The organism is Bradyrhizobium sp. 172 (assembly GCF_023101065.1).
Taxonomy (GTDB): Bacteria; Pseudomonadota; Alphaproteobacteria; order Rhizobiales; family Xanthobacteraceae; genus Bradyrhizobium; species Bradyrhizobium canariense_D.
The window spans coordinates 7,110,772-7,135,244 of record NZ_CP064701.1 but is presented as its reverse complement, the minus strand read 5'-3'; the positions used below and the strand labels follow the sequence as shown (position 1 = coordinate 7,135,244).

Here is a 24,473-nt window from a genome sequence, read left to right as displayed (position 1 = left end):
TTGCCTAAAGGGGGGTCCTAGCGATGCTGGTCGGCGTACTCGTCACCTTTCTCGTCGTCATTCTCGTACTTTACCTCATCAACATGCTGCCGATGGACGGCCGCGCCAAGCAGATCGCGCGCGTCGTCGTCATCATCATCGGCATCGTCTCGCTGCTGAAATATCTGGCAGTGTTTTAGCCGGGCGCTTAGCTAGCGCAACGAAAAAGCCCCGGCGCGAGCCGGGGCTTTTGGTGTTCTAGTCGGGTCGGCAGGCCGCCTTGTCAGCCAGGGCGTTGTCAGCCAAGGGCTTTGGCCTCGCGGCGGCGGGCGGTGAGGATGTATTCGGTGTAGCCGTTCGGCTGCTCGCGTCCCTTGAAGATGAGGTCGCTGGCCGCCTTGAAGGCTGTGCCGTCGAAGGCGGGCGCCATCGGCTTGTAGATGGGATCGCCCGCATTCTGCTTGTCGACGACCACCGCCATGCGCTTGAGCGATTCCATCACCTGCGCCTCGGTGATCACGCCCTGGTGCAGCCAGTTGGCGAGGTGCTGGCTGGAGATGCGCAAGGTGGCACGGTCTTCCATCAGGCCGACGTCGTGGATGTCAGGCACCTTCGAGCAGCCGACGCCCTGGTCGATCCAGCGCACGACATAGCCCAGAATGCCCTGGCAGTTGTTGTCGATCTCCTGCTTGACGTCGTCGGGCGCCCAGTTCGACTTCGACACGGGGATGGTGAGGATGTCTTCGAGCTTTGCCCGTGGGCCGCCCTTGGCGAGCTCCTGCTGGCGCGCGGTGACGTTGACCTGGTGGTAGTGCAGCGCGTGCAGCGTCGCGGCGGTCGGCGAGGGCACCCAGGCGGTGATAGCACCGGCCTGCGGATGGGCGAGCTTCTGCGCCAGCATGTCCGCCATCTTGTCCGGCGCGGCCCACATGCCCTTGCCGATCTGGGCATGGCCGGGCAGGCCACAGGTCAGGCCCATATCGACGTTCCAGTCCTCATAGGACTTGATCCAGGGCTGCGCCTTCATCTCGTTCTTGCGGATCATCGGACCCGCCTCCATCGAGGTGTGGATCTCGTCGCCGGTGCGGTCGAGGAAGCCGGTGTTGATGAACATGATGCGCTTGGAGGCGCGCTGGATGCAGGCCTTGAGGTTGACGGTGGTGCGCCGCTCCTCGTCCATGATGCCGACCTTGAGCGTGTTCTCGGGCAGCGACAGCATCTTCTCGACGCGGTCGAAGATCTCGCAGGTCAGCGACACCTCGTCGGGGCCGTGCATCTTCGGCTTGACGATATAGGCCGAGCCGGTGCGGCTGTTCTTGACCTTGGAGTTGCCTTTCAGATCATGGACAGCAAGAAGCCCGGAGACGGCGGCGTCGAGCAAGCCTTCCGGAATCTCCTCGCCCTTGTCGTCCAGCACCGCGTCGGTGAACATGTGGTGACCGCAATTGCGCATCAGCAGCAGGCTGCGGCCGTGCAATTTCACTTCGCCTTTGCCGTCAGGCATCTTGTAGCTGCGGTCGGCATTGAGCGAGCGCGTCAGCGTCTTGCCGCCCTTCTCGAAATCGGCCGACAGCGTGCCGTTCATCAGGCCGAGCGTGTTGCGATAGACCAGCACCTTGTCCTCGGCATCGACGGCAGCGACCGAGTCTTCCATGTCGAGAATCGTGGAGACGGCGGACTCCATGACCATGTCCGCGACGCCGCCCGGATCGTCCTTGCCGATCGCGCTGGTGCGGTCGATTTTTACCTCGACGTGCAGGCCGTTGTTGACGAGCAGTACCGCGCTCGGTGCGGCTGCGTCGCCCTGGAAGCCTGCGAATTGCGCGGCGTTCTTCAGGGCGGTGGCGTTGCCGCTCTTCAGCTTCACCGCGAGCTGGCCCGCGACCACGCTATAGGCGGTGACGTCGGTGTGACTGCCGGTCGCCAGCGGCACGGCGGCATCGAGGAACGCTTTTGCCTTGGCGATCACCTTGTCGCCGCGCGCCTTGTTGTAGCCCTTGCCGCTCTCGGATGGATCGTGCGGGATCGCGTCGGTGCCGTAGAAGGCGTCATAGAGCGAGCCCCAGCGCGCATTCGCCGCGTTCAGCGCATAGCGTGCGTTGGTCAGCGGCACGACGAGCTGCGGGCCGCAGATCTTGCCGATCTCCTCGTCCACATTGGCGGTCTCGACCTTCTGCGTCGCCGGCTCCGGGAGGAGATAGCCGATCTCCTTCAGGAAGGCGGTATAGGCGTTGAGGTCGAACGCCTTGCCCTTGTTGGCCCGGTGCCAGTCGTCGATCTTGGCCTGCAACGTGTCGCGCACCGCCAGCAGCGCGCGGTTCTTCGGCCCCAGCTCCTTGATGATGGCGGCGAGCCCGGCCCAGAACGCATCCGGCGCGATCCCCGTCTTCGGGGCCGCTTCCTTGGCGATGAAATCGAACAGGACGGGAGCGATCTTCAGTCCGTGGGCGTCGACGCGTTTCATGATGGGCTTTCTTGTTGGAAATGGCTGTTTTTGGCTGCTTTTGACCCGACAGCAGCAAAATGCGCTCCAAGGAGCGGCTTTCGGGGTCTTATTAGCCCCAAAATCGGGGCCGTGAGAAGGCCCCCAAAAGTTGTCAAAATGTCAAGGCGAGGTGGGCGGCCCACGCACGGTGTCATTCCCCGCGAAGGCGGGGAAATCCAGTACGCCGCGGCCTCTCGCCTGAATCACTGCTGTCGGTGGAATGCTGGGTCGCCCGGTCAAGCCGGGCGACGACAGCGGAGCAGCAGCCCGGCTTCAAATATTCGCGGCGAGGTCCACGAGTTCGTCGAACAGCACGCCGGTCGTCTTGAGCATCTGTTCGATCTCGTCCGCCGCCTCGGCGACCGTCCGCGTCGAGGTGTCGATCACGAGCTCGGCGGCCTCGGGCCGCTCGTAGTCGGTGCCGATACCGGTGAACGACGCGAGCGTGCCGGCGCGGGCCTTCTTGTAGTGGCCCTTGGGGTCGCGCTCCTCGCAAATTTCCGCCGGCGTCGCGACGTAGATCTCGCGGAACGACGTGTCGGCGATGCGGCGCGCGGTGGCGCGGTCCTCGCGGGCGGGCGAGACGGCGGCGACAATGGCGATGTGGCCGTTACGGGCGAGATGCGTCGCGACTTCGGCGAGGCGGCGGATGTTCTCGCTGCGATCGGCGGCCGAGAAGCCGAGATCGCTGTTGAGCCCGGCACGCAGCGTGTCGCCGTCGAGCAGGATCGGTGAGCCGCCATTGCTGAACAACCGCCGCTCCAGCGCCTTGGCTAGAGTCGACTTGCCGGAGGCGGGGAGGCCGGTGAGCCAGACCACGGCGCCGTTGTGACGATAGCGCGCGGAGCGTTCGTCGGGCCGCAGCGCGGATTCCACCGGCACGATGTCGACGGGCAAGGCGCGCTGGCCGGCATCGACCGACAGCACGAGACCGCCGCCGGCGATGCGCCCGGACACCTCGATCACGAGACGGCCGGTGCGCGGATTTTCCGTGTAGGGATCGGTGGCAATCGGATTCGAAAGGGATATGTCGATCTCGCCGACATGGTTGCGGCCGATTGCCTTGTTCTCGACGCTCGACAGCTCACCGGGATCGACCGCCTTCTCGATGGCGACGACGGTGGCACGGCTTTCCTTCGGTCCGCAGCGAACCAGGAGCTGGTCGCCCTTGGCCAGCGGCTTGTCGTGCAGCCAGAAGATCCGCGCGCGCAGCCGTCGTGTCTCGCGCGGCGCGCTGTTGGCATGCGCGATGATGTCGCCGCGCTCGAGGAACAGCTCGCGGTCGAGCGTGATGCCGACCGAGCGGCCCGCACCCTGGCGGCCTGCGACCGGCGTCACCGGCCAGCTCTCGACCGTCTTGATTCTGGCGATCTTGCCGGCGGGCATGATCACGATTTCGTCGCCGGCAACCAGGCTGCCGGATTCGATCCGGCCCGCCACGATGCGGCGATCGTCGAATTTGTAGATCGCCTGCACCGGCAGCCGCAGCGCCAGCGCTTCCAGCGGCCGGGCCGGCTCGAGCCGGTCAAGCGCTTCGACCACGGTCGGACCCTTGTACCAGCCGATGCGGTCGGTGCGCTCAGCGACGCCGTCGCCCTCGCGGGCGGAAATCGGGATCACGGCCGTGGGCTTCACACCGAGGCCTTGCAGATGCGCCGAGATCTCGTCGCTGATCTCCTTGAAGCGCGCTGCGGAGAAGTCGACGCGGTCCATCTTGTTGACGACGACCGCGACCTGCTTCACGCCGAGCAGATGCAGGAGATAGCCGTGCCGCCTCGTCTGGTCGCGCACGCCTTCGAGCGCGTCGATGATCAGCACCGCGCCGTCCGCCTGCGAGGCGCCGGTGATCATGTTGCGCAGGAATTCGGCGTGGCCGGGCGCGTCGATCAGTACGATGTCGCGCGAATTGGTGCGGAAGCGGATCTGCGTGGTGTCGATGGTGATGCCCTGGTCGCGCTCGGTCTGGAGCGCGTCGAGCAGAAACGACCATTCGAACGGCATGCCGCGCCGCGCGCTGACGGCCTTGAGCATGTCGAGCTTGCCGTCGGGCAGGCTGCCGGTCTCGTGCAGCAGGCGGCCGACCAGCGTCGACTTGCCGTGGTCGACATGGCCGACGATGACGATGCGGACCTGCGGACGCGTGGTGCCGTTCGGGGTGGCGGGCGATGCGGGGGTGACGATCATGTTCATACGACGCTCGCGTCCTTGATCAGAGATAGCCGGCGACGCGCAGGCGCTCGAAAGCGTCCTCGGTCTCGTGGTCGAGCGCGCGGCCGGAACGTTCCGGCACCTTGGTCTGCTCGAGTTCGATCAGGATCTCGTCGATAGTCGACGCGTTTGAGGCGACCGGATTGGTGATGTCCTGATCGCCCAGCGAGCGATAGCGTTTGCCGTTTTGCGACAGATACAGCGGGATGATCGGGATGTTCTCGCGCTTGGTGTAGGCCCAGATATCGGACTCGGTCCAATGCAGGATCGGATGGATGCGCAAATGCGCGCCCTGCGGCGGCGACGCATTGAAATGATCCCAGAACTCCGGCGGCTGGTCGCGCACGTCCCAATTACCCTCCAAGCCGCGCGGCGAGAACACGCGCTCCTTGGCGCGCGTCGCCTCCTCATCGCGGCGAATGCCGGCGATCAGACCGTCGAAACCGTATTTGGCGAGCGCCATCTTGAGGCCCTCGGTCTTGCGCGCGGCGGAACGGGCGGCGGGCGGCAGCGTTGGGTCGACGGCATCAATCGGCGGGCAGGGCTCGACGCGCAGATCGAGATCCCATTCCTTGCCGTAGTGATCGCGGAAGCGATACATCTCCGGAAACTTCTTGCCGGTGTCGACATGGAGGGCCGGGAACGGCAGACGGCCGAAGAATGCCTTGCGCGCCAGCCAGATCATGACATTGGAGTCCTTGCCGAGCGACCACAGCAGGGCGATCTTCTTGAGGCGGCCGAAGGCTTCGCGGAAGATGTAGATGCTCTGGGCCTCGAGCTGGTCGAGATGGTCCATGCTCGGGGCAAGGTCAGAAGAAAATTCTTGCGCGGGCACGCGCTCGGCGAGAGCGGGGCTGCTCAGCCCGCCAGCAGTGGAATTGTCCTTGAGAAGATGCATCTCTGCCACTTTGCGTTTGGAGGCGAAAATTCTATAGTTGCGGTGCAAGAGAGAAGAAAAAATTTTCTCTTTGCGCGCCTGAAACGACACATATATAGAAAATAATTCCAGTCAACCCCGCATGTGGGGTAAGCGAGTATCGTATGCGGTTCTTGCCCGTGTTCCTCGATCTCAAGGCCGGTCCGGTGGTCCTCATCGGTGCGGGTGAGCTTTTGCGCGCCAAGCTGCGCGTGCTGACCGCTGCCGGTGCGCGCATTCGCGTGCATGCGATCGATGGCAATCACGACCTGGGTCTGAGCTCCGAGGACGCGGCGCGTATCGACATCTCGGCCACCGATCCGCTGACCGCCGATCTCTCGGGAATCATCGCGGTGGTTTGCGCCGGCGCCGGCGATGTCGGCGTGGCGATGTCGGTCCGCGCCAAGGCGCTCGGCCTGCCGGTCAATGTCATGGACGATCTCGAGCATTCGAGCTTCATCTTTCCGGCGATCGTCGATCGCGGCGATGTCGTGGTCGCCGTCGGCACTGGCGGCACGTCGCCGGTGGTGGCGCGGCGCGTGCGCGAGAAGATCGAGGCGCTGCTGCCGGCGCGCATCGGCGAGCTCGCCGAGTTCATCGGCGGCTTCCGCAAATCCATCAACGAACGTATTGCCGAGTTTCCGCTGCGCCGCCGCTTCTGGGAGCGCGTCATCGACGGCCCGATCGGTGCCGCCGTATTGGCCGGCCGCAAAGGCGAGGCGGACGCAGCGCTCAAGGCGATTTCAGATCCATCCGCGTTCGCGCGGGCCGACAAGCCGGAAGGATCCGTCGCGCTGGTCGGCGCCGGGCCTGGCGATCCGGATTTGCTCACCATCAAGGCGTTGCGCGCGCTCCAGGATGCCGACATCGTCTTCCATGACGAGCTGGTCTCGCCTGAAATTCTCGACCGCATCCGCCGTGACACCACGCGCGTGCCGGTCGGCCGCCGCGTCGGCAAGCCCGGCATCGGGCAGGACGCCATCAACAAGCGCATGATCGAGGCCGCGCAATCCGGCCAGCGTGTGGTGCGGCTGAAGGGCGGCGATCCCTTCGTGTTCGGCCGCGGCGGCGAAGAAGTCGAAGCACTTCGTGCCGCCGGCCTTGCCTATTCGATCGTTCCCGGCATCACCGCAGGTCTCGGCGGCGCCGCCGATTTCGAGGTGCCGCTCACCTATCGTCACGAAGCAACGCGCATCACCTTCCTCACCGCGCACAAGGCGCGCGACGCAGAAGTCGTGGACTGGTCGACGCTGACCGACGCCAGGATGACCGTCGTGGTCTACATGGGCATGACGGCTGCGCCGGCCATACGCGCCGGCCTCTTGGCCGCCGGCCGTTCGCCGGAGACGCCGGTCGGCGTATTCGCCCGCGTCACGCGTCCCGATGCGCAAGGCGAGATCGGCACGCTGCGCGATCTGCCCGAACTGGTCCGCCGGACCAACGGCGGTCCCGCCATTCTCATCATCGGCGATGTGGTCCGGCATGCCGGCTCGCTTCGCCGCCAAACCCCAAAGCAAATCATCTCTGACCTATTGGATGCAGCCGAATGACCTCCCCGCTTGAACAGAAGAAGATCAAGATCGCCGGCCCCTCGGTCGTGACCGCCAACCGCACCTGGGACGGCATCGTGGTTTACCGCACCGCCGCCAAGAGCTGGTCCGCGGACCTGTCGGAAGCCGCGATCGTGCGCAACTCCGACGAGGCGAAGGCGTTGCTTGCGGAATCCGTTGCCGATGACGTCGGCGCGATCGGCCCCTATATCGCGCCGGTACAGGTCGGTGCAGACGGCAAGGTCGAACCCGGAAATCTGCGCGAACAGATCCGCCGCACCGGCGTGACCATCGGACAGCCGGTTCAGGTTTAAGGCGCTTTCTTATGTATGCTTACGATGAAATCGACCGCACGCTCGTCAACGAGCGCGTCTCGGAATTCCGCGACCAGGTGAAGCGCCGCCTCTCCGGCGAGCTCACCGAGGACGAGTTCAAGATCCTGCGGCTGCAGAACGGCGTCTATCTGCAACTGCACGCCTATATGTTCCGCGTCGCGATCCCCTACGGGACGCTGGCGTCGAACCAGCTGCGGGCGCTCGCCCACGTCGCGCGCAAATACGACCGTGGCTACGGCCATTTCACGACGCGGCAGAACATCCAGTTCAACTGGATCAAGCTCGCCGAATTGCCGGATGCGCTGGCCGATCTCGCCGAGGTCGGCATCCATGCGATGCAGACCTCCGGCAACAACATGCGCAACGTCACCTCGGATCAGTGGGCCGGCGTCGCGCCCGGCGAGATCGAGGATCCCCGCATCTGGTCGGAGCTGATCCGCCAGCACACCACGTTGCATCCGGAATTCTCGTTCCTGCCGCGCAAGTTCAAGATCGCGATCACCGCGTCGGACCACGACCGGGCCGCGATCAAGATCCACGACATCGGGCTGAAGCTGATCAAGAACGAGAAGGGCGAGACCGGCTTTGAGGTGCTGGTCGGTGGCGGGCTCGGACGCACGCCGTTCATCGGCAAGACCATCAAGCATTTCGTCCACGGCCGCGACATTCTCAGCTACATCGAGGCGATTCTGCGCGTCTACAACCAGTACGGCCGCCGCGACAACATCTACAAGGCGCGCATCAAGATCCTGGTGCACGAGCTCGGCATCGAGAAGTTCTCGCGCGAGGTCGAGGAGGAGTGGCAGCACATCCGCAACTCCTCGCTCCAGATCGACGACGAGGTGGTCGAGGACATCCGCTCGCGCTTCACCTATCCTGCCTACGAGAAGCTGCCGCACATGCCGGACGAGCTGCGCCAGGCCGCGGCCGATCCCGATTTCGAGGCATGGCGCAAGAACTCGGTGGCCCCGCACAAGGCCCAGGGCTATTCCATCGTCACGATCTCGCTGAAGCCGATCGGCGCGCCTCCGGGCGATGCCACCGCCGAGCAGATGGATGCGCTCGCCGATCTCGCCGACGAATACTCCTTCGGTGAGATCCGCGTCGGCCACGAGCAGAACCTCGCTCTGCCGCATGTCGCCAAGCGTGACTTGCCGGCGCTGTGGAAGGCGCTCGACAAGCTCGGGCTGGCGACGCCGAACGTCAATCTGATCACTGACATCATCGCCTGCCCGGGTCTCGACTATTGCTCGCTGGCCAATGCGCGCTCGATCCCGATCGCGCAGGAACTGACGCGGCGCTTCGCCAATCATGAGCTGGCCAATCTGATCGGCCGGTTGCACATCAACATCTCCGGCTGCATCAACGCCTGCGGCCATCACCATGTCGGTCATATCGGCATTCTCGGCGTCGAGAAGAACGGCGAGGAGGTCTACCAGATCACCATCGGCGGGCGCGCCGACGAGAGTGCCGCACTCGGCAATCTGATCGGCCCCGGCGTCAAGTTCGACGAGGTCGCCGACGTCGTCGAGGACATCGTGGAAGCCTATCTGGCGCTGCGCGAGCGGCCCGAAGAGCTGTTCATGGACACGGTAAAACGCCTCGGCGTCGAACCCTTCAAGGAGCGCGTTTATGCCACTCGTTAACGGCGGAAAGATCGCCGACGACAGCTTCGTCAAGCTCGCCGTCGACACGCCGCTGCCCGAGGGCGGCGACATTCTGGTGCCGGCCGAGCGTTTCGTTGGCGAGGCGGATGCGTTGCTCAAGCGGACCGGCAAGGTCGGTGTGATCTGGCCGAACAATCGCGACATCGCCGAGCTGGTGCCCTATCTCGGCAAGATTGCCGTCGTCGCGCTGGTGTTCCCAACCTTCCGCGACGGACGCGCCTACAGCCAGGCGCGGCTGCTGCGCGAGCGTTACAATTACCGCGGCGAGTTGCGTGCGACGGGCCAGATCCTGCGGGACCAGTTCGTGTTCATGCTGCGCGCTGGCTTCGATTCCTTCGACGTCAAGAAGCAGGCCGACGCGGAAGCGTTCATGCAGACCGCGAAGCGCTATTCGGTCTTCTACCAGCCCACCGGCGATGGCCGCATCACGGCGCTGCACCGGCGCATGCAGCTGCGTCATTCCGAGGGTGTCGGCACGTGAACGCAATCGCGTCTCCAATTTCGGCAATCTCCGCCTCGGCGCTGCCCTCGGCGGAGGACCTCGATCGCGCCTTGCGCGATGCCTCGCCCGCCGAAATCATCGCCGCTGCGCTGAAGACGGTCGGGCGCGACAAGCTTGCGCTGGTGTCGTCCTTCGGTACGGAATCGGCGACGCTGCTCAAGGTGATGGCGGATGTCGATCCGGCGATCCCGGTGATCTTCCTCGACACCGGCTGGCTGTTCGAGGAGACGCTGGCCTATCGTGATACGCTGATCGCGACGCTGGGCCTGAAGGACGTCCGCTCGATCAAGCCTGCCGAGGAGACGCTGTCGCGCGGAGATCCCGACCGCGACCTCTGGTTTTCCGATCCCGACGCTTGCTGCCGTATCCGCAAGGTCGAGCCGCTGGCGCGGGCGCTGAAACCGTTCGATGCATGGCTCAACGGCCGCAAGCGCTTCCAGGGCAACTCGCGCGCCGACATCCCGGTGGTCGAGGACGACGGTACGCGGTTGAAGTTCAATCCCTTCGCCAATGTCTCGCGGGAGGAACTCGAGGCGATTTTCGCCCGCGCCAAATTGCCGCGTCATCCCCTGGTCGCGTCGGGATTTCTATCGGTTGGGTGTATGCCTTGCACGAGCAGAACGGCCGAAGGCGAGGATGAGCGTGCCGGTCGCTGGCGTGGCCGGGCCAAGACGGAATGCGGCATCCACACGATGAAGACTTCGTAGCAAAGTTACGCTGCCCGGCTACGAACAAGAAAATCCGGTTCCGTTGACTTAAGCGCGTTTCGCCCCGAGTTATGCCTGCCATCGATGACGCCGACGTCATTGATGTGAATGGAGATGGACATGATGCGTCGTATCGTTCCGCTCGCGGCAGGACTGCTCGTGACAGGCTTGTTGGCAAGCGCGGCTCTTGCCGCTGACATCACTCTGCTGAACGTCTCGTACGATCCGACGCGCGAGCTCTATGTCGAGTTCAACAAGGCGTTCGCGAGTGCCTATCAGAAGGAAACCGGCAAGAGCGTCGAGATCAAGCAGTCGCATGGGGGCAGCGGTTCGCAGGCGCGCGCCGTGATCGACGGATTGCAGGCCGACGTGGTGACGCTTGCGCTCGCCTACGACATCGACGCCATCGCGGGCAAAGGCCTCACGACGGCCGACTGGCAGAAACGGTTGCCGCAAAACTCGTCGCCCTATACCTCGACCATTGTGTTCCTGGTCCGCAAGGGCAATCCCAAGGCCATCAAGGACTGGGACGATCTGCTCAAGCTCGGCGTCGCCGTGATCACGCCGAACCCGAAGACGTCAGGCGGCGCGCGCTGGAATTATCTGGCCGCCTGGGGCTTTGCGCAGAAGAAATACGGCTCGGCGGACAAGGCCAAGGATTTCATCGGAAAGCTCTATCAGCAGGTGCCGGTGCTCGACACCGGTGCGCGCGGCGCGACCGTGACCTTCGTCGAGCGCGGCGTCGGCGACGTGCTGCTCGCCTGGGAAAACGAGGCGTACCTGGCGCTCAAGGAATTCGGTCCGGAGAAATTCGAGATCGTGGCGCCGCCGCTCTCGATCTTGGCGGAACCGCCGGTGACGATCGTCGATAAGGTTGCCGATAAAAAAGGCACCCGTAGTGTCGCCGATGCCTACCTGCAATATTGGTACACCAAGGAAGGTCAGGAAATCGCGGCGCGCAACTTCTATCGTCCGCGCGATCCCGAGATCGCCAAAAAACATGAAAACTCCTTCGCGAAGGTCGAGCTGTTCACGATCGACGAACTTTTCGGCGGCTGGACCAAGGCGCAGAGGGAACATTTTGCCGACGGCGGCGTCTTCGATCAGATCTACAAGAACTGATCGGGCGCTGTCGGCGGGGCTTAAACAGGGGGCCTGGTGAGCGCAATCGCAGCACGACGCCGGACATTGCCGGGCTTCGGTCTCACCATGGGGCTGACGCTATCCTGGCTGTCGATCATCATCCTGATTCCGCTCGCCGGCCTGTTCCTGAAATCGGTCGAGCTGAGTCCCGAGCAGTTTTGGAACATCCTCTCCAGCCGCCGCACCCTGAATGCGTTGCGCGTGTCCTTCGGACTCGCCTTCGCAGCCGCCTGCGTCAATCTGGTGATGGGCAGCATCATCGTCTGGGCGCTGGTGCGCTACCGCTTCCCCGGTCGGCGGCTGTTCGATGCCATCGTCGACGTGCCGTTCGCGCTACCTACGGCGGTTGCCGGCGTCGCGCTGACCGCGTTGTTCGCCGAGAAGGGCTGGCTCGGCGCGCCGCTTGCGGCGGCCGGCATCAAGGTGGCGTTCACGCCGGTCGGCATCTTCGTCGCCATGATCTTCATCGGTATCCCGTTCGTGGTGCGCACGGTGCAGCCGGTGCTCCAGGATCTCGACCCAGAGATCGAGGAGGCCGCGGGCAGCCTTGGCGCGAGCCGCTGGCAGACCATCATTCGCGTGATCCTGCCCTCGCTCGGTCCGGCGCTGCTCACCGGACTCGCGCTCGCCTTCGCGCGTGCGGTCGGCGAATACGGCTCGGTGATCTTCATCGCCGGCAATCTGCCCAACGTCTCCGAGATCGCGCCGCTGCTGATCGTGATCCGGCTCTCCGAATTCCGCTATGCCGATGCGACCGCCATCGCGGTTGTCATGCTGGTCGTGTCCTTCGTCATTATCTTCGCGGTCAACCGGCTCCAGCGCTGGGCGCAGAGCCGGATTCCGGTGCGGTGAGGACGGGGCCATGACGATGCAGATCGCAGATTCCGTCCCACTCCCGGCCTCCGACGCCAAGGCACGCGCGTACGCAGCCGCCGCGCGGAACAACCTTCGCACCGAACCGCGCGCGGTCCGCATCGTCATCATCGCGCTGGCGATGACCTTTCTATCAGTCTTCGTCGTGTTGCCGCTGGTCGTGGTGTTCGCGCAGGCCTTCTCGAAGGGAATTGGCGCTTATTTCGCCGCGCTGACCGACCCGGAGGCGCTGTCCGCGATCAAGTTGACGCTGTTGGTTGCTGCAATTTCCGTCGGCCTCAATCTCGTCTTCGGCCTGGTCGCGGCTTGGGCGATTGCAAAATTCGAATTCTCGGGCAAGACCTTCCTGATCACGCTGATCGATTTGCCGTTCTCGGTCAGCCCGGTGATTTCGGGCCTCGTCTTCGTGCTGCTGTTCGGCGCGCAGGGCTATTTCGGCGGCTGGCTGCGCGATCACGACATCCAGATCCTGTTCGCGGTGTCGGGCATCGCGCTTGCGACCACCTTCGTGACCTTCCCCTTCGTGGCGCGGGCGTTGATCCCGCTGATGCAGGAGCAGGGCACGCAGGAGGAGGAGGCCGCGATCTCGCTCGGCGCCTCGGGCCTGCAGACCTTCTTCCGCGTCACGCTGCCCAATATCAAATGGGGCGTGCTGTACGGCGTCCTGCTCTGCAACGCGCGCGCGATGGGCGAGTTTGGCGCGGTCTCCGTCGTTTCCGGCCATATCCGCGGCGAGACCAACACGATGCCGCTCCTGGTCGAGATTCTCTACAATGAATATCAGTTCGTCGCGGCGTTCGCGATCGCCTCGCTGCTCGCGATGCTGGCGCTGATCACGCTGGTCGCGAAAACCGTTCTCGAAAATCATCTCGACGAAGGACATGACGCAAGTGAGCATTGAAGTCAGGAATCTCGTCAAGAAGTTCGGCAGCTTCAAAGCTCTCGACGGCGTCGACCTCAAGGTCAATGACGGCGAGCTGCTCGCGCTGCTCGGTCCGTCTGGCTCCGGCAAGACCACGCTGCTGCGGATCATCGCGGGGCTGGACTGGCCCGATTCCGGGGAGGTATCTTTCAACGGCGAGGACGCGCTGGCGCAGGGCGCGCGCGAGCGGCACGTCGGATTCGTATTCCAGCACTACGCGCTGTTCCGCCACATGACGGTGTTCGAGAACGTCGCCTTTGGCCTCCGCGTGCAGCCGCGCGCGATCCGCAAGGACGAAGCGACCATCCGTGCGCGCGTCAAGGAGCTACTCGATCTCGTGCAGCTCGATTGGCTCGCCGACCGCTACCCGAGCCAGCTCTCCGGCGGCCAGCGCCAGCGCATCGCGCTGGCCCGCGCGCTCGCGATCGAGCCACGTATCCTGCTGCTCGACGAACCCTTCGGTGCGCTTGATGCCAAGGTGCGCAAGGAGCTGCGTAAATGGCTGCGCTCGCTGCACCACGAGATCAACGTCACCTCGATCTTCGTCACCCATGACCAGGAGGAGGCGCTCGAAGTCGCCAACCGCGTCGTGGTGATGGACAAGGGCAAGATCGAGCAGATCGGCTCGCCCGATGACGTCTATGAGAGCCCGGCGACCGCCTTCGTCCACAGCTTCATCGGCGAATCCATCGAGCTTCCGGTCCTGATCGCCGACGGCGTCATCAGGCTTGGCGACCGGCCGCTTCAGCTCGCGGCAGATGGGCTTGCGCCTGGCGCGTCAAGACTGTTCGTGCGGCGGCACGACATGCTCGTTGGCCCGCCCGGCAGCGGTGCCTTCGAGGGCGCCGTGCAGCACGTCCGGAATTTCGGTCCCGTGCAGCGGGCCGAGGTGGCATTATCAGGCGGAGAGACCATCGAGATCGACGCTCCGCGGGACAGGGAACTGCGCGCCGGCGACACGATCGGCCTGGAGCCCCGCCGCTACCGGATATTTGGGGGCGCCTGAGCGGGGTCAACCGGTCAATTTTTCCTCAATATTCACCTTTCAGCCACGGTTGGTATGCAACAACGGCGCCTGATTTGGGGGCTCCTGTTCATGCGCGTCGCGGCCGCGATATCAATCCTTTTGCTGCTCGCCGGCTGCGCCGGCAACGAAGCATCGGTCCAGCAGCCCTCGATGTATGCCGATATGGCTGTCCCGGGCGCAAAGCTCGACGCGCAGGCCGCAGCGATCATGATCTCGCAATACCGCCAGAACAACGGGCTCGGCACCCTCGTGATCGACCCCGAACTGATGCGGCTCGCCGAATCTCAGTCCCAGGCCATGGCTGCCGCCAACAAGATGGACCATGACGTCCGCGCGCCGCTGGCCAAGCGCCTCAGCGCCGGCGGCTATCCGGCGACCGTTGCGGTCGAGAACGTCTCGGCCGGCTATCATACGCTGGCGGAAGCGTTTTCCGGCTGGCGCGACTCGCCCCCGCACCGCGCGAACATGCTCAAGAGCGGTGTCACAAAATTGGGCATTGCGGCGGGCTATGCTCCCGGCACCAAATACAAGGTGTTCTGGACCATGATCCTGGCCTCGACGGACTCCCGATAAGCCAGACTTGATCACGGGATGCATTGACGCCGCGGCAGACTGTCGCCACGGTCGCTCGCCATCTGCTACTGTTCCCGCATGACCGATCATAGCCCGGAAGTCGCAACTATCCCCGCGAACGCGCAACGTGTCCTGGTCCTCCAGGGCGGCGGCGCGCTCGGCTCCTATCAGGCCGGCGCCTATCAGTCGCTCTGCCATGCCGGCTTCGAGCCGGACTGGGTCGCCGGCATCTCGATCGGCGCGGTCAACGCCGCGATCATCGCCGGTAACGAAGGGCAGACGCGCGTCAAGCGGCTCAAGGAATTCTGGGAGATGGTCTCCGCGCCGGTGCCGTGGAAGCCGATCGGCAAAAGCGAGCACAGCCGCGAACTGTTCAATTCGACCAGCGCCGCATTGATCGCGACCTTCGGCGTGCCCGGCTTCTTCGTTCCGCGCATGCCGCCCGCGCCGCTCTGGCCGCCCGGCAGCCCCCAGGCCGAGAGCTATTACGATACTGCACCCCTGAAGAAGACGTTGGAGCGTCTGGTCGATTTCGACCGCATCAACGATCTGAAGACGCGGCTGTCGGTCGGTGCAGTCGGCGTTACCTCCGGCAACTTCAAATATTTCGACAATTTCGAGTTCAGGAAGCTCGGCAAGAAAATCGGACCCGAGCACATCATGGCCTCCGGCGCGCTGCCGCCCGGCTTTCCGTCCATCGTGATCGACGGCGAGCATTATTGGGACGGCGGCATTGCCTCCAACACGCCGCTCGACTACGTGCTGGACGCCGAGACCGACCGCGATCTCCTGATCTTCCAGATCGACCTGTTCAGCGCCCGCGGCGATCTGCCGACCTCGCTACTCGAGGCGACCGAGCGCGAGAAGGACATCCGCTTCTCGAGCCGCACGCGGATGAACACCGACAAGAACAAGCAGGTGCACAACGCCCGCAGGGCCGTGCGCGACCTGATTTCCAAATTGCCCGATTATCTCAAGAACGACCCTTCCGTGGAATTCCTTGCCAAGGTATCGCGCGAAAGCACCGTGACTGTGGTGCACCTGATCTACCGCAGCAAGAACTACGAATCCTCGTCCAAGGATTACGATTTCTCGCATGTCGCCATGGTCGAGCATTGGGAAGCCGGCGTGCGTGACGTGCATCTGTCGATGCGCCACAAGGATTGGCTCGAGCGGCCGCAATCCGGCGAGACCATGGTGACCTACGATCTCACGGGGGACGTCACTGCGCCCCCGCCAAGAAGGAGCGAATAATATGGGTAGTCTGTCAGGCAAGAACGCCGTCGTGACCGGGTCGACCAGCGGCATCGGACTTGCCTATGCGCGCGCCTTCGCCGCCGCCGGCGCCAATGTCGTCATCAACGGGTTCGGCTCGCCGGAGGACATCGAGAAGGAGCGCGCCAAGATCGAGTCCGATTTCGGCGTGAAGGCGGTCTATTCGCCGGCCGACATGACCAAGCCGGCCGAGATCGCCGGGATGGTCGCGCTCGGCGAGAAGAGCTTTGGTTCGGTCGATATTCTCGTCAACAATGCGGGCATCCAGTTCGTCTCGCCGATCGAGGAATTCCCGCCGGAGAAATGGGATCAGATCATCGCGATCAACCTGTCCTCGGCGTTCCATGCCATTCGCGCCGCCGTCCCGGGCATGAAGAAGAAGGGCTGGGGCCGCATCATCAATACCGCTTCCGCGCATTCGCTGGTCGCCTCGCCCTTCAAGTCGGCCTATGTCTCGGCCAAGCACGGCATCGCCGGCCTGACCAAGACCGTGGCGCTCGAGGTCGCGACCAGCAAGATCACCTGCAACTGCATCAGCCCCGGCTATGTCTGGACGCCGCTGGTGGAGAAGCAGATCCCCGACACCATGAAGGCCCGTAACCTCACGCGCGACCAGGTCATCAACGACGTGCTGCTCGACGCGCAGCCGACCAAGGAGTTCGTCACCTCCGAGCAGGTCGCAGCCCTCGCGCTGTTCCTGTGCGGCGACGATGCCGCGCAGATCACCGGCACGAATCTGTCGATCGACGGCGGCTGGACCGCGGAGTAGACCGCGATCGCTGGCGAATGGCGGAAGCCGAGCTCCGCCATTTTCGTTCAGTGCGTCCAGGCCAGCGCCGTCTCGAATGCCGAGGACAGGTGCAGCTCCGCGAACATGATCTTGCCGGCGACCACGAACAGCACGCTGGCGAGTGTGAGGCGCAGCACCGTCTCGGGCACGCGCGTCGCGCTAAAGCTGCCGACGACGATGCCGGGCAGCGAGCCCAACAGCAGCACGCCCATCAGCGCCCAATCCACGTCGCCAAGCGCCCAGTGCCCCATTCCGGCGATCAGCGTCAGCGGGACCGCATGGGCGATGTCGGACCCGACGATGGTCGCCACCGGCAGGCGCGGATAGAGCAGCAGCAGAACGGTGACGCCGACCGCGCCGGCGCCGACCGATGAAATCGAGACCAGCACACCGAGCACGATCCCGGTGACGACCGTCGCGATCGCCGTGGCGCGGTCATCGACCTGCTCCAGGCGCCGGCGATAGCGCTCCATGATCGATCTGCGGAAGATCAGCGAGGTCGCTGTCAGCAGCAGCGCGAAGCAGAGCACGAGGTTGACGAGATTGCGCTCGGAATCGCTCTTGAGGTCGAGCTTCCAGAGCACCAGCAGCGTCAGCGCGCTCGCCGGAAGGCTGCCGCAGGCGAGCCGCAGCACCGCCGGCCAGTGCACGCTGCGCGACCAGCCATGCACCACGCTGCCGCCGGTCTTGGTGGCGGCAGCATAGAGCAGGTCGGTGCCGACCGCGGTCGATGGATGAATCCCGAACAGGAGGATCAGCAGCGGCGTCATCAGCGAACCGCCGCCGACGCCGGTCATCCCGACCAGCAGGCCGACGCCGAAACCAGAGGCGACGTAGAGTGGATCGATCATGTCCAGGGAATCTTAGGTTTATCTCGTCAGTTGGGCAATACGACGTAGAATAAACTTTCCCTGCGGTGCAACCGCTTGGGCCAAATAAGAAAAATCGTGCTGTGCCCTTGGCAATAAATAGGTGTTTCGCGTTGTTCCCGGGCATGCTTCGAAGCAGCCGTTCCCCGAGAGCAGCACGCGAAGGCAGTCGGAAGTCTATTTCCCAAACGCCAGCACGTGCAGGCCGAGCCGCTGTCGCACGATCCAGAACAGCAGCACCGTCTCGAAACTGAGCGAGATCGAGGTCGCGGCCGCCGCGCCATGGCCGCCGAAGCGCGGCACCAACGCGATGCAGAGCACCAGGTTCATCGCAAAGGCCAGCGCATAGGCCAGCGCGCAGATCTTCTGCTGGCCGAGCATGTTGAGCAGCCGTTCGACCGGGCCGATCGCGGCACGGACCACGAGGCCAATCGCGGCGACGAACATGATGTCGTAGCCGATCACGAATTGCGGCCCGAACAGCCAGAGCAGGGGCTTGCCGAGCGCGAGCAGCACGATGGTCGCCGCCAGCGACGGCCAGAACGTCCAGTTGATGGCATGCGCCACGTAAGCCGACAGCCGCGCCTTGTCGCCAGCCGCGTTGTATTCGGCGAAGCGATGCGCGGTCGTCGCCGACATCGCGTAGTGGATGAAGGAGACCAGCGCCAGCGTCTTCACCACGGCGAAATAGACGCCGACCTCGTCGGAGGGGCGGAATTGCTGAAGCACCAGCACGTCGGTATAGGACAGCAGCAAATAGAAGCTTTCGACCAGCAGGATCGGCAGCGACACGGCGAGCCAGCCGCCGACGTCGTAGGCCTTGGGGCCCGCCTCGATGTGATCGGCGAGCTTGCGGTTCAGCACCACCATCTGCCCGGTCATCGCGATCCACACCGCGCCTGCGCTCGCGATCATCGCGGCAACCGCGCCGAGATGATAGCCGAGCAGGAAGGCGCAAGCCGTGATGCCGATGATTAGTGTCTGGCGGATGATGAATTGCGGCATCAGGCCGAGTTGCATCCAGTCATGCGAACGGGCGATGCCGTCCTGGGTGTTGGCGACGACGAAAGCGGGCAGCGTCATGCAGCCGATGTAGAGCGGCAGCACTTCGGCGGGATCGATCCAGGGCGAGAGCAATTTGACGATGCCCGCGAGGCCGAGCGAGACCAGCGTGGAGGCGCAAAAGGTCAGCCAGCGGCTGCCCGAGAGAAAGCCGCGCAGCACCGCATGCTCGCCACGGCTGCGGTATTCCGGAATGATCTTTTGCGCGGAGGCCGAGATGCCAAAGTCCATCATGCTGCCGAGCAGCAGCACCCAGGTCCAGACATAGACATAGACGCCGTAGTCCGACGTCCCCATCCAGCGCGCGAGCAGGACCTGCGAGAAATATGCAAGGCCGGCGCTGATCACGCGGATGAGGAAGATGGTGCCTGCCAGCCGCCGCGTCAGCGACGCTTCGCTCGACCCGCCCGTCAATTTGTCGCGCAGCCGCGCGATGAGGCCGGCAGGTCCGGTCGTTGCGGGTTCTGCATCCATCACGGCCAATTCGAAGGATCCCCGAGGCGCACACGAATGCTGCGGCAGACTTGCCGCAGTAGCCCTGGGGATTAGCAACCATTCGTTAAGATTCGGTTGGATCAAAGATGTCGTCCGGGCGAACGCCAGGACGACCACTCACTCCAGATTGGTATTGAACTCGTACGACTTCTCCGGTCCGACCAGCGTGAACTTCAGCGCTGCGCCGCCGGGCTGGGCGCCCGGCGGCAGGCCGTCGAGTTCGAAAGAAAATCGCTTCACGCCCGGTGGGCTGGGCTCGACCGGCGCCGGGATGGGCAGCGCCCAATCGGGCGTCGGACCTTCCACGAACAGACTGACGGTGCGCGCATCCGGAACGACCACGTCGACCACCACATTCTTGGGCCCATCACGCTTCACGTCGCGGATGGTGAGCGGATTGGGATCGCCGATGGCGGCAGGTTTGGGCACGGTGTCGAGCGCTGCACGCAAATTGGCGTCCTCGGTCGAGGCGACGCTGTTGAAGCCAAGCTCGGCGCGGGCCTCGACGGGAATGCAAAGCTTTTCGCACACCGCATAATTGATCTCGGCGCGCAACGTCACCGGCTTGTCGGCCGCCTTGGCGATGATGCGCAGGGGCAGCACGATCTGGTCGTGATAGCCGATCGAATGGCCGCCCGCGCCGTCGTCGAATTTCTGCGGGGCCGGCCACATCACCGTCACCGCTTCAACATTGTCGGACTTCGAGAAATCGAAGCGCGGCGGAACGCCGGAATCGCCCGGCATGCGCCAATAGGTTTTCCAGCCGGGCTGGATCTGGAAGGCGATACCGCCGAGCAGGACGGCGCCGCTGCGCGATCCTGCCAGCAACCGCACCGCGGAATGTCCGTCGCGCTGCCACGGCGATGCGTCGTCGGCATGGGCCGCAAGCGCCAGCGAGGACGCGAGCAGGGTTGTCGCGACGCCAATCGCCGCACGCCGGGGAACTCTTGTCAGCATGGTACGTCTTTACAGGGTCGCCCGGCGGCAAACCATTGAATTGCTTGTGATGGATGCACTTGAATCAAGTCCCTGAAAGCCTTGATTTGACAGCGGCCCGGCCCGACATCAGGATAGGAATTGAAACCGGAGTGCTTCACCGATGGCTCCCACAGGCAAGAGGACGGGCGAAAGCACCCGCAAGCCAGCCCCCGCGCTCCCGAGTTCGGCGGGCTACCTCGACGGCCAGCTGTTGATCGCCATGCCCGTGATGGGCGACGAGCGCTTCGAGCGCTCGGTGATCTATCTCTGCGCCCACTCCGCCGAAGGCGCGATGGGCATCATCGTCAACCATCCGGCCGGCAGCATCGACTTCCCCGAGCTGTTGCAGCAGCTCGGCATCATCAACAAGGGCGAGCACATCAAGCTGCCGGAGAATGCCGAAAGCATGAAGGTGCTGCGCGGCGGTCCGGTCGATACCGGCCGCGGCTTCGTGCTGCATTCCAGCGATTTCTACATCGAGAATGCGACGCTCCGGATCGACGACGGCGTCTGCCTCACCGCGACCGTCGACATCCTGCGCGCGATCGCCAACGGCTCCGGCCCCAAGCACGCCATCCTGGCGCTCGGCTATGCCGGCTGGGCGCCGGGCCAGCTCGAGACCGAGATCCAGAGCAATGGCTGGCTGCATTGCGACGCGGATTCGGATTTGATCTTCGGCGACGACGTCGACGAAAAATACGGACGCGCGCTGCGTAAGATCGGCATCGATCCTGGCATGCTCTCGAACGAGGCGGGGCACGCGTAGCGCCTCAGTGTCGTCCTGGCGAAGGTCAGGACCCATTACCCCAGGCTGCAATTGTTGAAGCAGGCTGGCAACCACCAGCCTTCGCCGAACTGGACATCGGTGGTAATGGGTCCTGGATCGGCGCTGCTTCGCTCGCTGGTCCAGGACGACTGGAGAACTACTCCGCCGCCTGCTGCTGCACCGTTGGCTCCGTGCCCGCCACCGTCGCGCGGCGCATGTCACGGGGCTGCGACTGGTCGTAGCGGCGGACGCGGTGCATGGTCTGGCGGTTGTCCCACATCACGAGGTCATGCAGCTTCCATTTGTGGACGTAGACGAACTCGCTTTGTGTGGCGTGCTCGTTGAGATCGCGCAGCAGCAGCCTTCCCTCGGGGACGCTCATGCCGACAATCTTGCCGGCATGCGATGAGAGATAGAGCGACTTGCGGCGATGGACCGGGTGGGTGCGCACGAGACGTTGCATCACCGGCTTGAACATCTCCTTCTCCTCGTCGGTGTATTCTGTGAAGCCCAGCGATCCCCGCGAATACATCAGCGAGTGCTCGCAGACGAGATCCTCGATCTCCGCCTTGGTCTCGTCGTCGAGCGCGTCATAGGCCGCCCGCATGTCGGCGAATTCGGTATTGCCGCCCTTCGGGTTGAGCACGCGGGCCGACAGCAGCGAGAATTTTGCCGGGATAGGGCGGAACGAGCTGTCGGAATGCCACAAGCAATTGCCGAGGTTGAACAGGTGCGCGCGGCTGTCCTTTGCCAGCGGCTTGCCGTCCTTGCCGAGATTGGAAACGTCGTTCAGGCCCGATTGGAGCCGGTAGTCCTTCTCCTTCGTGACCGTGCCGCCGCGCGCGTCCTCGCGCTGGCCGAAGTTTAGCGCAAAGGCCATCTGCTGTTCGTCGGTGATGTCCTGGTCGTGGAACACCAGCACTGCATATTTGTCCATGGCGGCTTCGATCTCGCGCGCCTCGGCCTCGGTGAGAGGTTGCCGCAGGTCGAGGCCCGAGACCTCGCCGACAAAATGTTTGTGAAGCTGCCGGATGGCGATCGTCATGACGTTTCTCCCGCGAACCGCGAGCGGTTGGTCCCGCTCTGTCGAGGAAAAAGTTACTCCCGTAACAAGCGATGTCAACGCTGGGCGCGCATAGCTGCCCGTAGCCCGGATGGAGCGAAGCGTAATCCGGGGAGTCTTCCTGCGATGTGAGAACCCCGGATTGCGCTGCGCTCCATCCAGGCTACGCACCTTTGGTGCCGCTTACGCGTTGCGCGCCATCAGGCCGCCGTCGACAGGGATGACCGCGCCGGTGAGGAAGGACGCTGCCGGCAGGCACAGGCTCAGCGTCATGTGCGCGACCTCTTCCGGATCACCGTAGCGGCCGAGTGCCGTGCGGCGCTTGGCGTAGATGGTCTTGTGCTCTTCCGAGATCCGGTCGGTGATGGCGGTGCGGATCGGCCCCGGGCAAATGCAGTTGACGGTGATGCCCTCGCGGCCAAGCTCCACCGCGAGCGAGCGGGTGAGGCTGGCGACGCCGCCCTTCGCCGCCGAATAGGGGCCGTGCAATGCGGTGGCGCCGAGCGCCTCGGTCGAGGCGATGTTGACGATGCGCGGGCTTTTCGACTTGCGCAAGTGAGGCAGCGCGGCGCGGATGATGCGCGGATGCGCCGTCAGCATCACCGCGAGGCCCTTGGCCCCAGGCTTCCTCATAGGCGTCGTCGTCGATCGCGACGCGCACGGAGATGCCGGCATTGTTGACGATGATGTCGAGTCCACCGAAATGTGCAGCGACGTCGCCGACCACGCGCTTGATCTTATCGCCGTCGGCAACGTCGAGCTTCCAGGCTTTCGCGGCGCCGCCGCTTGCCACGATCTCCTTCGCGACGGCCAGCGCGCCCTGCTCGTCATAATCGGTGACGGCAACGTTCGCGCCCTCAGTGGCAAACACGCGCGCCGTCGCGCGTCCCATGCCGCTGGCCGCGCCGGTAACGAGAACGGTCAGGCCCTTCACGGACCGGCTGAGTTGTTTGAAATCGGCCATGCTGTTTCCTCTGAGCCCTGCTTGTTCTTGTTGTGATTGACAAGGCTGTCATCGATCCGCAGACAGGTCAAACAAGCAAGACAATGAGGGAGGCCAGCGATGACGAACGAGCTCGATTTCTCAGGCAAGCAGGTGCTGGTTGTCGGCGGATCCAGCGGCATCGGCAACGGCATTGCGCAAGCCTTTCGCGTCAGGGGCGCGCAGGTTGCGGTCTGCGGCACGCGTGCTCACGCGAAGGAATATTCGCAAGCTGAAGGCTCGGATCTCACCGGTCTTTCCTATGCGCAGCTCGACGTCGGCAATGCCGGAGCGGTCGAAGCGTTCAAGCCGTCGTTCGATCGGCTCGATATCCTGGTGCTCGCACAGGGCGCGGTGCTCTATCGCCGCGGCGAGTTCGAGATGGCGGGCTTTCGCAAGGTCGTCGAGGTCAATTTGATGAGCCTGATGGCCTGCGCCACGCGCTTCCATCCCATGTTGCGGGACGCGCGGGGATCGCTGATTATGGTGTCCTCGACCGCGGCCTATCATTCCACCATGGGCAATCCCGCTTACAACGCGTCGAAGACCGGCGCGGTCGGACTAACGCGGACGCTGGGCGAGGCCTGGGCCGAAGATGACATCCGCGTCAACGGCATCGCGCCCGGTCTGGTCGACACCAAGATGACGAAGGTGACGACCGACAATCCCAAGCGGCTCGAAGGTGCACTTTCACGCATTCCGCTGCGGCGATTGGGCACCCCGGCTGACATGGCGGGCGCGGCGCTGTTCCTGGCATCGCCGCTGTCGTCCTACATCATCGGCCAGACATTGGTCGTCGACGGCGGGCTGATTCTCTGAGTCCAATTTCAAGTCAGATGGAACTGCGCCGCTCCTGATCGGTTACTTGGGCTGACCCCCGAGGAGGAGCATCATGGATAAGGATCGGATTGTCGGATCGGCCAAGGAATTCGCCGGACGCGCGGAAGGCGCTATCGGAGATTTGGCTAGCGATACGCAGACACAGGCGTCCGGCAAGGCACGCGAAGCCGCCGGCAGTGTGCAGAATCTTTACGGCCAGGCCAAGGATGCCGTACGTGACGCCACGGACACCGCGGCAAGCTATGCCAAGGACGCCTACGACAAGCCGGCCGAAACCTTGCGTGACGGCTCGCAGGCGATTGCCCAGAAGGTGCAGGACAACCCGATGGGCGCGCTGCTGGTCGCCGGCGGCATCGGCTTTGCACTGGCACTGCTGATGGCGCGGCCTTCGCGCCGCCCGCCGCCGCGCTGGCGCTACTAGGCTAAAGCCAACGCGCGATAAGCATCAGGGCCCCGGACGCAGCGC

23 protein-coding genes and 1 pseudogene are annotated in these 24,473 nt (G+C 64.2%); 16 read left to right on the top strand and 8 right to left on the bottom strand.

Features of this window, described 5'->3' with window-relative positions; genetic code table 11:
* The first annotated feature begins 23 nt into the window (after positions 1-23).
* A complete protein-coding gene (locus tag IVB07_RS33850; RefSeq protein ID WP_007599832.1) occupies positions 24-179 on the top strand; it encodes a Thivi_2564 family membrane protein in 156 nt (51 codons plus the stop codon).
* Positions 180-277: 98 nt separating this feature from the next.
* Here IVB07_RS33850 and IVB07_RS33845 read toward each other — a convergent pair whose 3' ends face one another.
* The 3 genes from IVB07_RS33845 to cysD form a co-directional block, all read right to left on the bottom strand.
* A complete protein-coding gene (locus IVB07_RS33845) occupies positions 278-2,443 on the bottom strand; it encodes a malate synthase G (RefSeq protein WP_018454653.1) in 2,166 nt (721 codons plus the stop codon).
* 294 nt (positions 2,444-2,737) lie between these two features.
* A complete protein-coding gene (gene cysC / locus IVB07_RS33840) occupies positions 2,738-4,654 on the bottom strand; it encodes an adenylyl-sulfate kinase (protein ID WP_018454652.1) in 1,917 nt (638 codons plus the stop codon).
* 19 nt (positions 4,655-4,673) lie between these two features.
* Positions 4,674-5,468 carry a sulfate adenylyltransferase subunit CysD gene (cysD, locus tag IVB07_RS33835; protein ID WP_026232781.1) on the bottom strand — a complete coding sequence of 265 codons (795 nt, stop codon included), beginning with the start codon at positions 5,466-5,468 and terminating at the stop codon, positions 4,674-4,676.
* A 245-nt stretch (positions 5,469-5,713) separates the two neighbouring features.
* On the opposite strand from cysD, the gene cysG reads away from it, so the two are divergent.
* From cysG to IVB07_RS33775, 12 genes are all read left to right on the top strand, one after another.
* On the top strand, positions 5,714-7,138 hold the full coding sequence (cysG, locus tag IVB07_RS33830; RefSeq protein ID WP_018454650.1) for a siroheme synthase CysG: 1,425 nt from the start codon (positions 5,714-5,716) through the stop codon (positions 7,136-7,138).
* Positions 7,135-7,452, top strand: coding sequence for a DUF2849 domain-containing protein (locus IVB07_RS33825; protein ID WP_007599842.1), 318 nt, complete (start codon positions 7,135-7,137; stop codon positions 7,450-7,452). The genes cysG and IVB07_RS33825 overlap by 4 nt, the downstream gene beginning before the upstream one ends.
* 11 nt (positions 7,453-7,463) lie before the next feature.
* Positions 7,464-9,119 (top strand): nitrite/sulfite reductase, encoded by a 1,656-nt coding sequence (locus IVB07_RS33820; RefSeq protein ID WP_018454649.1) that lies wholly within the window; start codon positions 7,464-7,466, stop codon positions 9,117-9,119.
* Positions 9,106-9,621, top strand: a complete 516-nt coding sequence (locus IVB07_RS33815; protein WP_018454648.1) for a DUF934 domain-containing protein — start codon at positions 9,106-9,108, stop codon at positions 9,619-9,621. Before IVB07_RS33820 ends, IVB07_RS33815 begins: the two co-directional genes overlap by 14 nt.
* Positions 9,618-10,349 (top strand): phosphoadenylyl-sulfate reductase, encoded by a 732-nt coding sequence (locus tag IVB07_RS33810; RefSeq protein WP_018454647.1) that lies wholly within the window; start codon positions 9,618-9,620, stop codon positions 10,347-10,349. Before IVB07_RS33815 ends, IVB07_RS33810 begins: the two co-directional genes overlap by 4 nt.
* 108 nt (positions 10,350-10,457) lie before the next feature.
* A complete protein-coding gene (locus IVB07_RS33805; protein WP_018454646.1) occupies positions 10,458-11,471 on the top strand; it encodes a sulfate ABC transporter substrate-binding protein in 1,014 nt (337 codons plus the stop codon).
* Positions 11,472-11,507: 36 nt separating this feature from the next.
* A complete protein-coding gene (gene cysT / locus IVB07_RS33800) occupies positions 11,508-12,344 on the top strand; it encodes a sulfate ABC transporter permease subunit CysT (protein ID WP_083926373.1) in 837 nt (278 codons plus the stop codon).
* A 10-nt stretch (positions 12,345-12,354) separates the two neighbouring features.
* On the top strand, positions 12,355-13,266 hold the full coding sequence (gene cysW, locus IVB07_RS33795) for a sulfate ABC transporter permease subunit CysW (protein ID WP_018454644.1): 912 nt from the start codon (positions 12,355-12,357) through the stop codon (positions 13,264-13,266).
* Positions 13,256-14,293 carry a sulfate ABC transporter ATP-binding protein gene (locus IVB07_RS33790; RefSeq protein WP_026232778.1) on the top strand — a complete coding sequence of 346 codons (1,038 nt, stop codon included), beginning with the start codon at positions 13,256-13,258 and terminating at the stop codon, positions 14,291-14,293. Before cysW ends, IVB07_RS33790 begins: the two co-directional genes overlap by 11 nt.
* Before the next feature lie 90 nt (positions 14,294-14,383).
* Positions 14,384-14,887: a CAP domain-containing protein gene (locus IVB07_RS33785; protein WP_026232777.1), complete on the top strand. Its 504-nt coding sequence runs from the start codon at positions 14,384-14,386 to the stop codon at positions 14,885-14,887.
* Positions 14,888-14,965: 78 nt separating this feature from the next.
* Positions 14,966-16,141 carry a patatin-like phospholipase family protein gene (locus IVB07_RS33780; RefSeq protein ID WP_018454641.1) on the top strand — a complete coding sequence of 392 codons (1,176 nt, stop codon included), beginning with the start codon at positions 14,966-14,968 and terminating at the stop codon, positions 16,139-16,141.
* Position 16,142: 1 nt separating this feature from the next.
* Positions 16,143-16,931, top strand: a complete 789-nt coding sequence (locus IVB07_RS33775) for a 3-hydroxybutyrate dehydrogenase (RefSeq protein WP_018454640.1) — start codon at positions 16,143-16,145, stop codon at positions 16,929-16,931.
* A gap of 47 nt (positions 16,932-16,978) precedes the next feature.
* Here IVB07_RS33775 and IVB07_RS33770 read toward each other — a convergent pair whose 3' ends face one another.
* The 3 genes from IVB07_RS33770 to IVB07_RS33760 all read right to left on the bottom strand — a co-directional run bounded on the left by IVB07_RS33770 (position 16,979) and on the right by IVB07_RS33760 (position 20,335).
* Positions 16,979-17,803 (bottom strand): sulfite exporter TauE/SafE family protein, encoded by an 825-nt coding sequence (locus tag IVB07_RS33770; RefSeq protein WP_018454639.1) that lies wholly within the window; start codon positions 17,801-17,803, stop codon positions 16,979-16,981.
* 195 nt (positions 17,804-17,998) lie between these two features.
* A complete protein-coding gene (locus IVB07_RS33765; protein WP_247767398.1) occupies positions 17,999-19,357 on the bottom strand; it encodes an oligosaccharide flippase family protein in 1,359 nt (452 codons plus the stop codon).
* A 138-nt stretch (positions 19,358-19,495) separates the two neighbouring features.
* Positions 19,496-20,335 carry a protein-disulfide reductase DsbD domain-containing protein gene (locus tag IVB07_RS33760; RefSeq protein WP_018454637.1) on the bottom strand — a complete coding sequence of 280 codons (840 nt, stop codon included), beginning with the start codon at positions 20,333-20,335 and terminating at the stop codon, positions 19,496-19,498.
* Between the two features lie 142 nt (positions 20,336-20,477).
* Between IVB07_RS33760 and IVB07_RS33755 the strand changes: the two genes are divergently transcribed.
* Positions 20,478-21,122: a YqgE/AlgH family protein gene (locus IVB07_RS33755; protein ID WP_018454636.1), complete on the top strand. Its 645-nt coding sequence runs from the start codon at positions 20,478-20,480 to the stop codon at positions 21,120-21,122.
* 157 nt (positions 21,123-21,279) lie between these two features.
* On the opposite strand, the gene IVB07_RS33750 is transcribed toward IVB07_RS33755, so the two are convergent.
* Positions 21,280-22,167, bottom strand: coding sequence for a TauD/TfdA family dioxygenase (locus IVB07_RS33750; protein WP_018454635.1), 888 nt, complete (start codon positions 22,165-22,167; stop codon positions 21,280-21,282).
* Positions 22,168-22,368: 201 nt separating this feature from the next.
* Positions 22,369-23,149, bottom strand: a pseudogene (locus IVB07_RS33745) (SDR family NAD(P)-dependent oxidoreductase).
* Positions 23,150-23,248: 99 nt separating this feature from the next.
* On the opposite strand from IVB07_RS33745, the gene IVB07_RS33740 reads away from it, so the two are divergent.
* Positions 23,249-23,986, top strand: a complete 738-nt coding sequence (locus IVB07_RS33740; RefSeq protein WP_018454633.1) for an SDR family oxidoreductase — start codon at positions 23,249-23,251, stop codon at positions 23,984-23,986.
* Between the two features lie 73 nt (positions 23,987-24,059).
* Complete coding sequence (locus IVB07_RS33735) at positions 24,060-24,428, top strand: CsbD family protein (protein ID WP_018454632.1); 369 nt, start codon at positions 24,060-24,062, stop codon at positions 24,426-24,428.
* Positions 24,429-24,473 lie beyond the last annotated feature (45 nt).

Coding starts and splice junctions, on each gene's coding strand:
- IVB07_RS33850 (WP_007599832.1), top strand. CDS start 24: ATGCTGGTCGGCGTACTCGTCACCTTTCTCGTCGTCATTCTCGTACTT.
- IVB07_RS33845 (WP_018454653.1), bottom strand. CDS start 2,443: ATGAAACGCGTCGACGCCCACGGACTGAAGATCGCTCCCGTCCTGTTC.
- cysC (WP_018454652.1), bottom strand. CDS start 4,654: ATGAACATGATCGTCACCCCCGCATCGCCCGCCACCCCGAACGGCACC.
- cysD (WP_026232781.1), bottom strand. CDS start 5,468: ATGGACCATCTCGACCAGCTCGAGGCCCAGAGCATCTACATCTTCCGC.
- cysG (WP_018454650.1), top strand. CDS start 5,714: ATGCGGTTCTTGCCCGTGTTCCTCGATCTCAAGGCCGGTCCGGTGGTC.
- IVB07_RS33825 (WP_007599842.1), top strand. CDS start 7,135: ATGACCTCCCCGCTTGAACAGAAGAAGATCAAGATCGCCGGCCCCTCG.
- IVB07_RS33820 (WP_018454649.1), top strand. CDS start 7,464: ATGTATGCTTACGATGAAATCGACCGCACGCTCGTCAACGAGCGCGTC.
- IVB07_RS33815 (WP_018454648.1), top strand. CDS start 9,106: ATGCCACTCGTTAACGGCGGAAAGATCGCCGACGACAGCTTCGTCAAG.
- IVB07_RS33805 (WP_018454646.1), top strand. CDS start 10,458: ATGGAGATGGACATGATGCGTCGTATCGTTCCGCTCGCGGCAGGACTG.
- cysW (WP_018454644.1), top strand. CDS start 12,355: ATGACGATGCAGATCGCAGATTCCGTCCCACTCCCGGCCTCCGACGCC.
- IVB07_RS33785 (WP_026232777.1), top strand. CDS start 14,384: ATGCGCGTCGCGGCCGCGATATCAATCCTTTTGCTGCTCGCCGGCTGC.
- IVB07_RS33780 (WP_018454641.1), top strand. CDS start 14,966: ATGACCGATCATAGCCCGGAAGTCGCAACTATCCCCGCGAACGCGCAA.
- IVB07_RS33775 (WP_018454640.1), top strand. CDS start 16,143: ATGGGTAGTCTGTCAGGCAAGAACGCCGTCGTGACCGGGTCGACCAGC.
- IVB07_RS33770 (WP_018454639.1), bottom strand. CDS start 17,803: ATGATCGATCCACTCTACGTCGCCTCTGGTTTCGGCGTCGGCCTGCTG.
- IVB07_RS33765 (WP_247767398.1), bottom strand. CDS start 19,357: ATGGATGCAGAACCCGCAACGACCGGACCTGCCGGCCTCATCGCGCGG.
- IVB07_RS33760 (WP_018454637.1), bottom strand. CDS start 20,335: ATGCTGACAAGAGTTCCCCGGCGTGCGGCGATTGGCGTCGCGACAACC.
- IVB07_RS33755 (WP_018454636.1), top strand. CDS start 20,478: ATGGCTCCCACAGGCAAGAGGACGGGCGAAAGCACCCGCAAGCCAGCC.
- IVB07_RS33750 (WP_018454635.1), bottom strand. CDS start 22,167: ATGACGATCGCCATCCGGCAGCTTCACAAACATTTTGTCGGCGAGGTC.
- IVB07_RS33740 (WP_018454633.1), top strand. CDS start 23,249: ATGACGAACGAGCTCGATTTCTCAGGCAAGCAGGTGCTGGTTGTCGGC.
- IVB07_RS33735 (WP_018454632.1), top strand. CDS start 24,060: ATGGATAAGGATCGGATTGTCGGATCGGCCAAGGAATTCGCCGGACGC.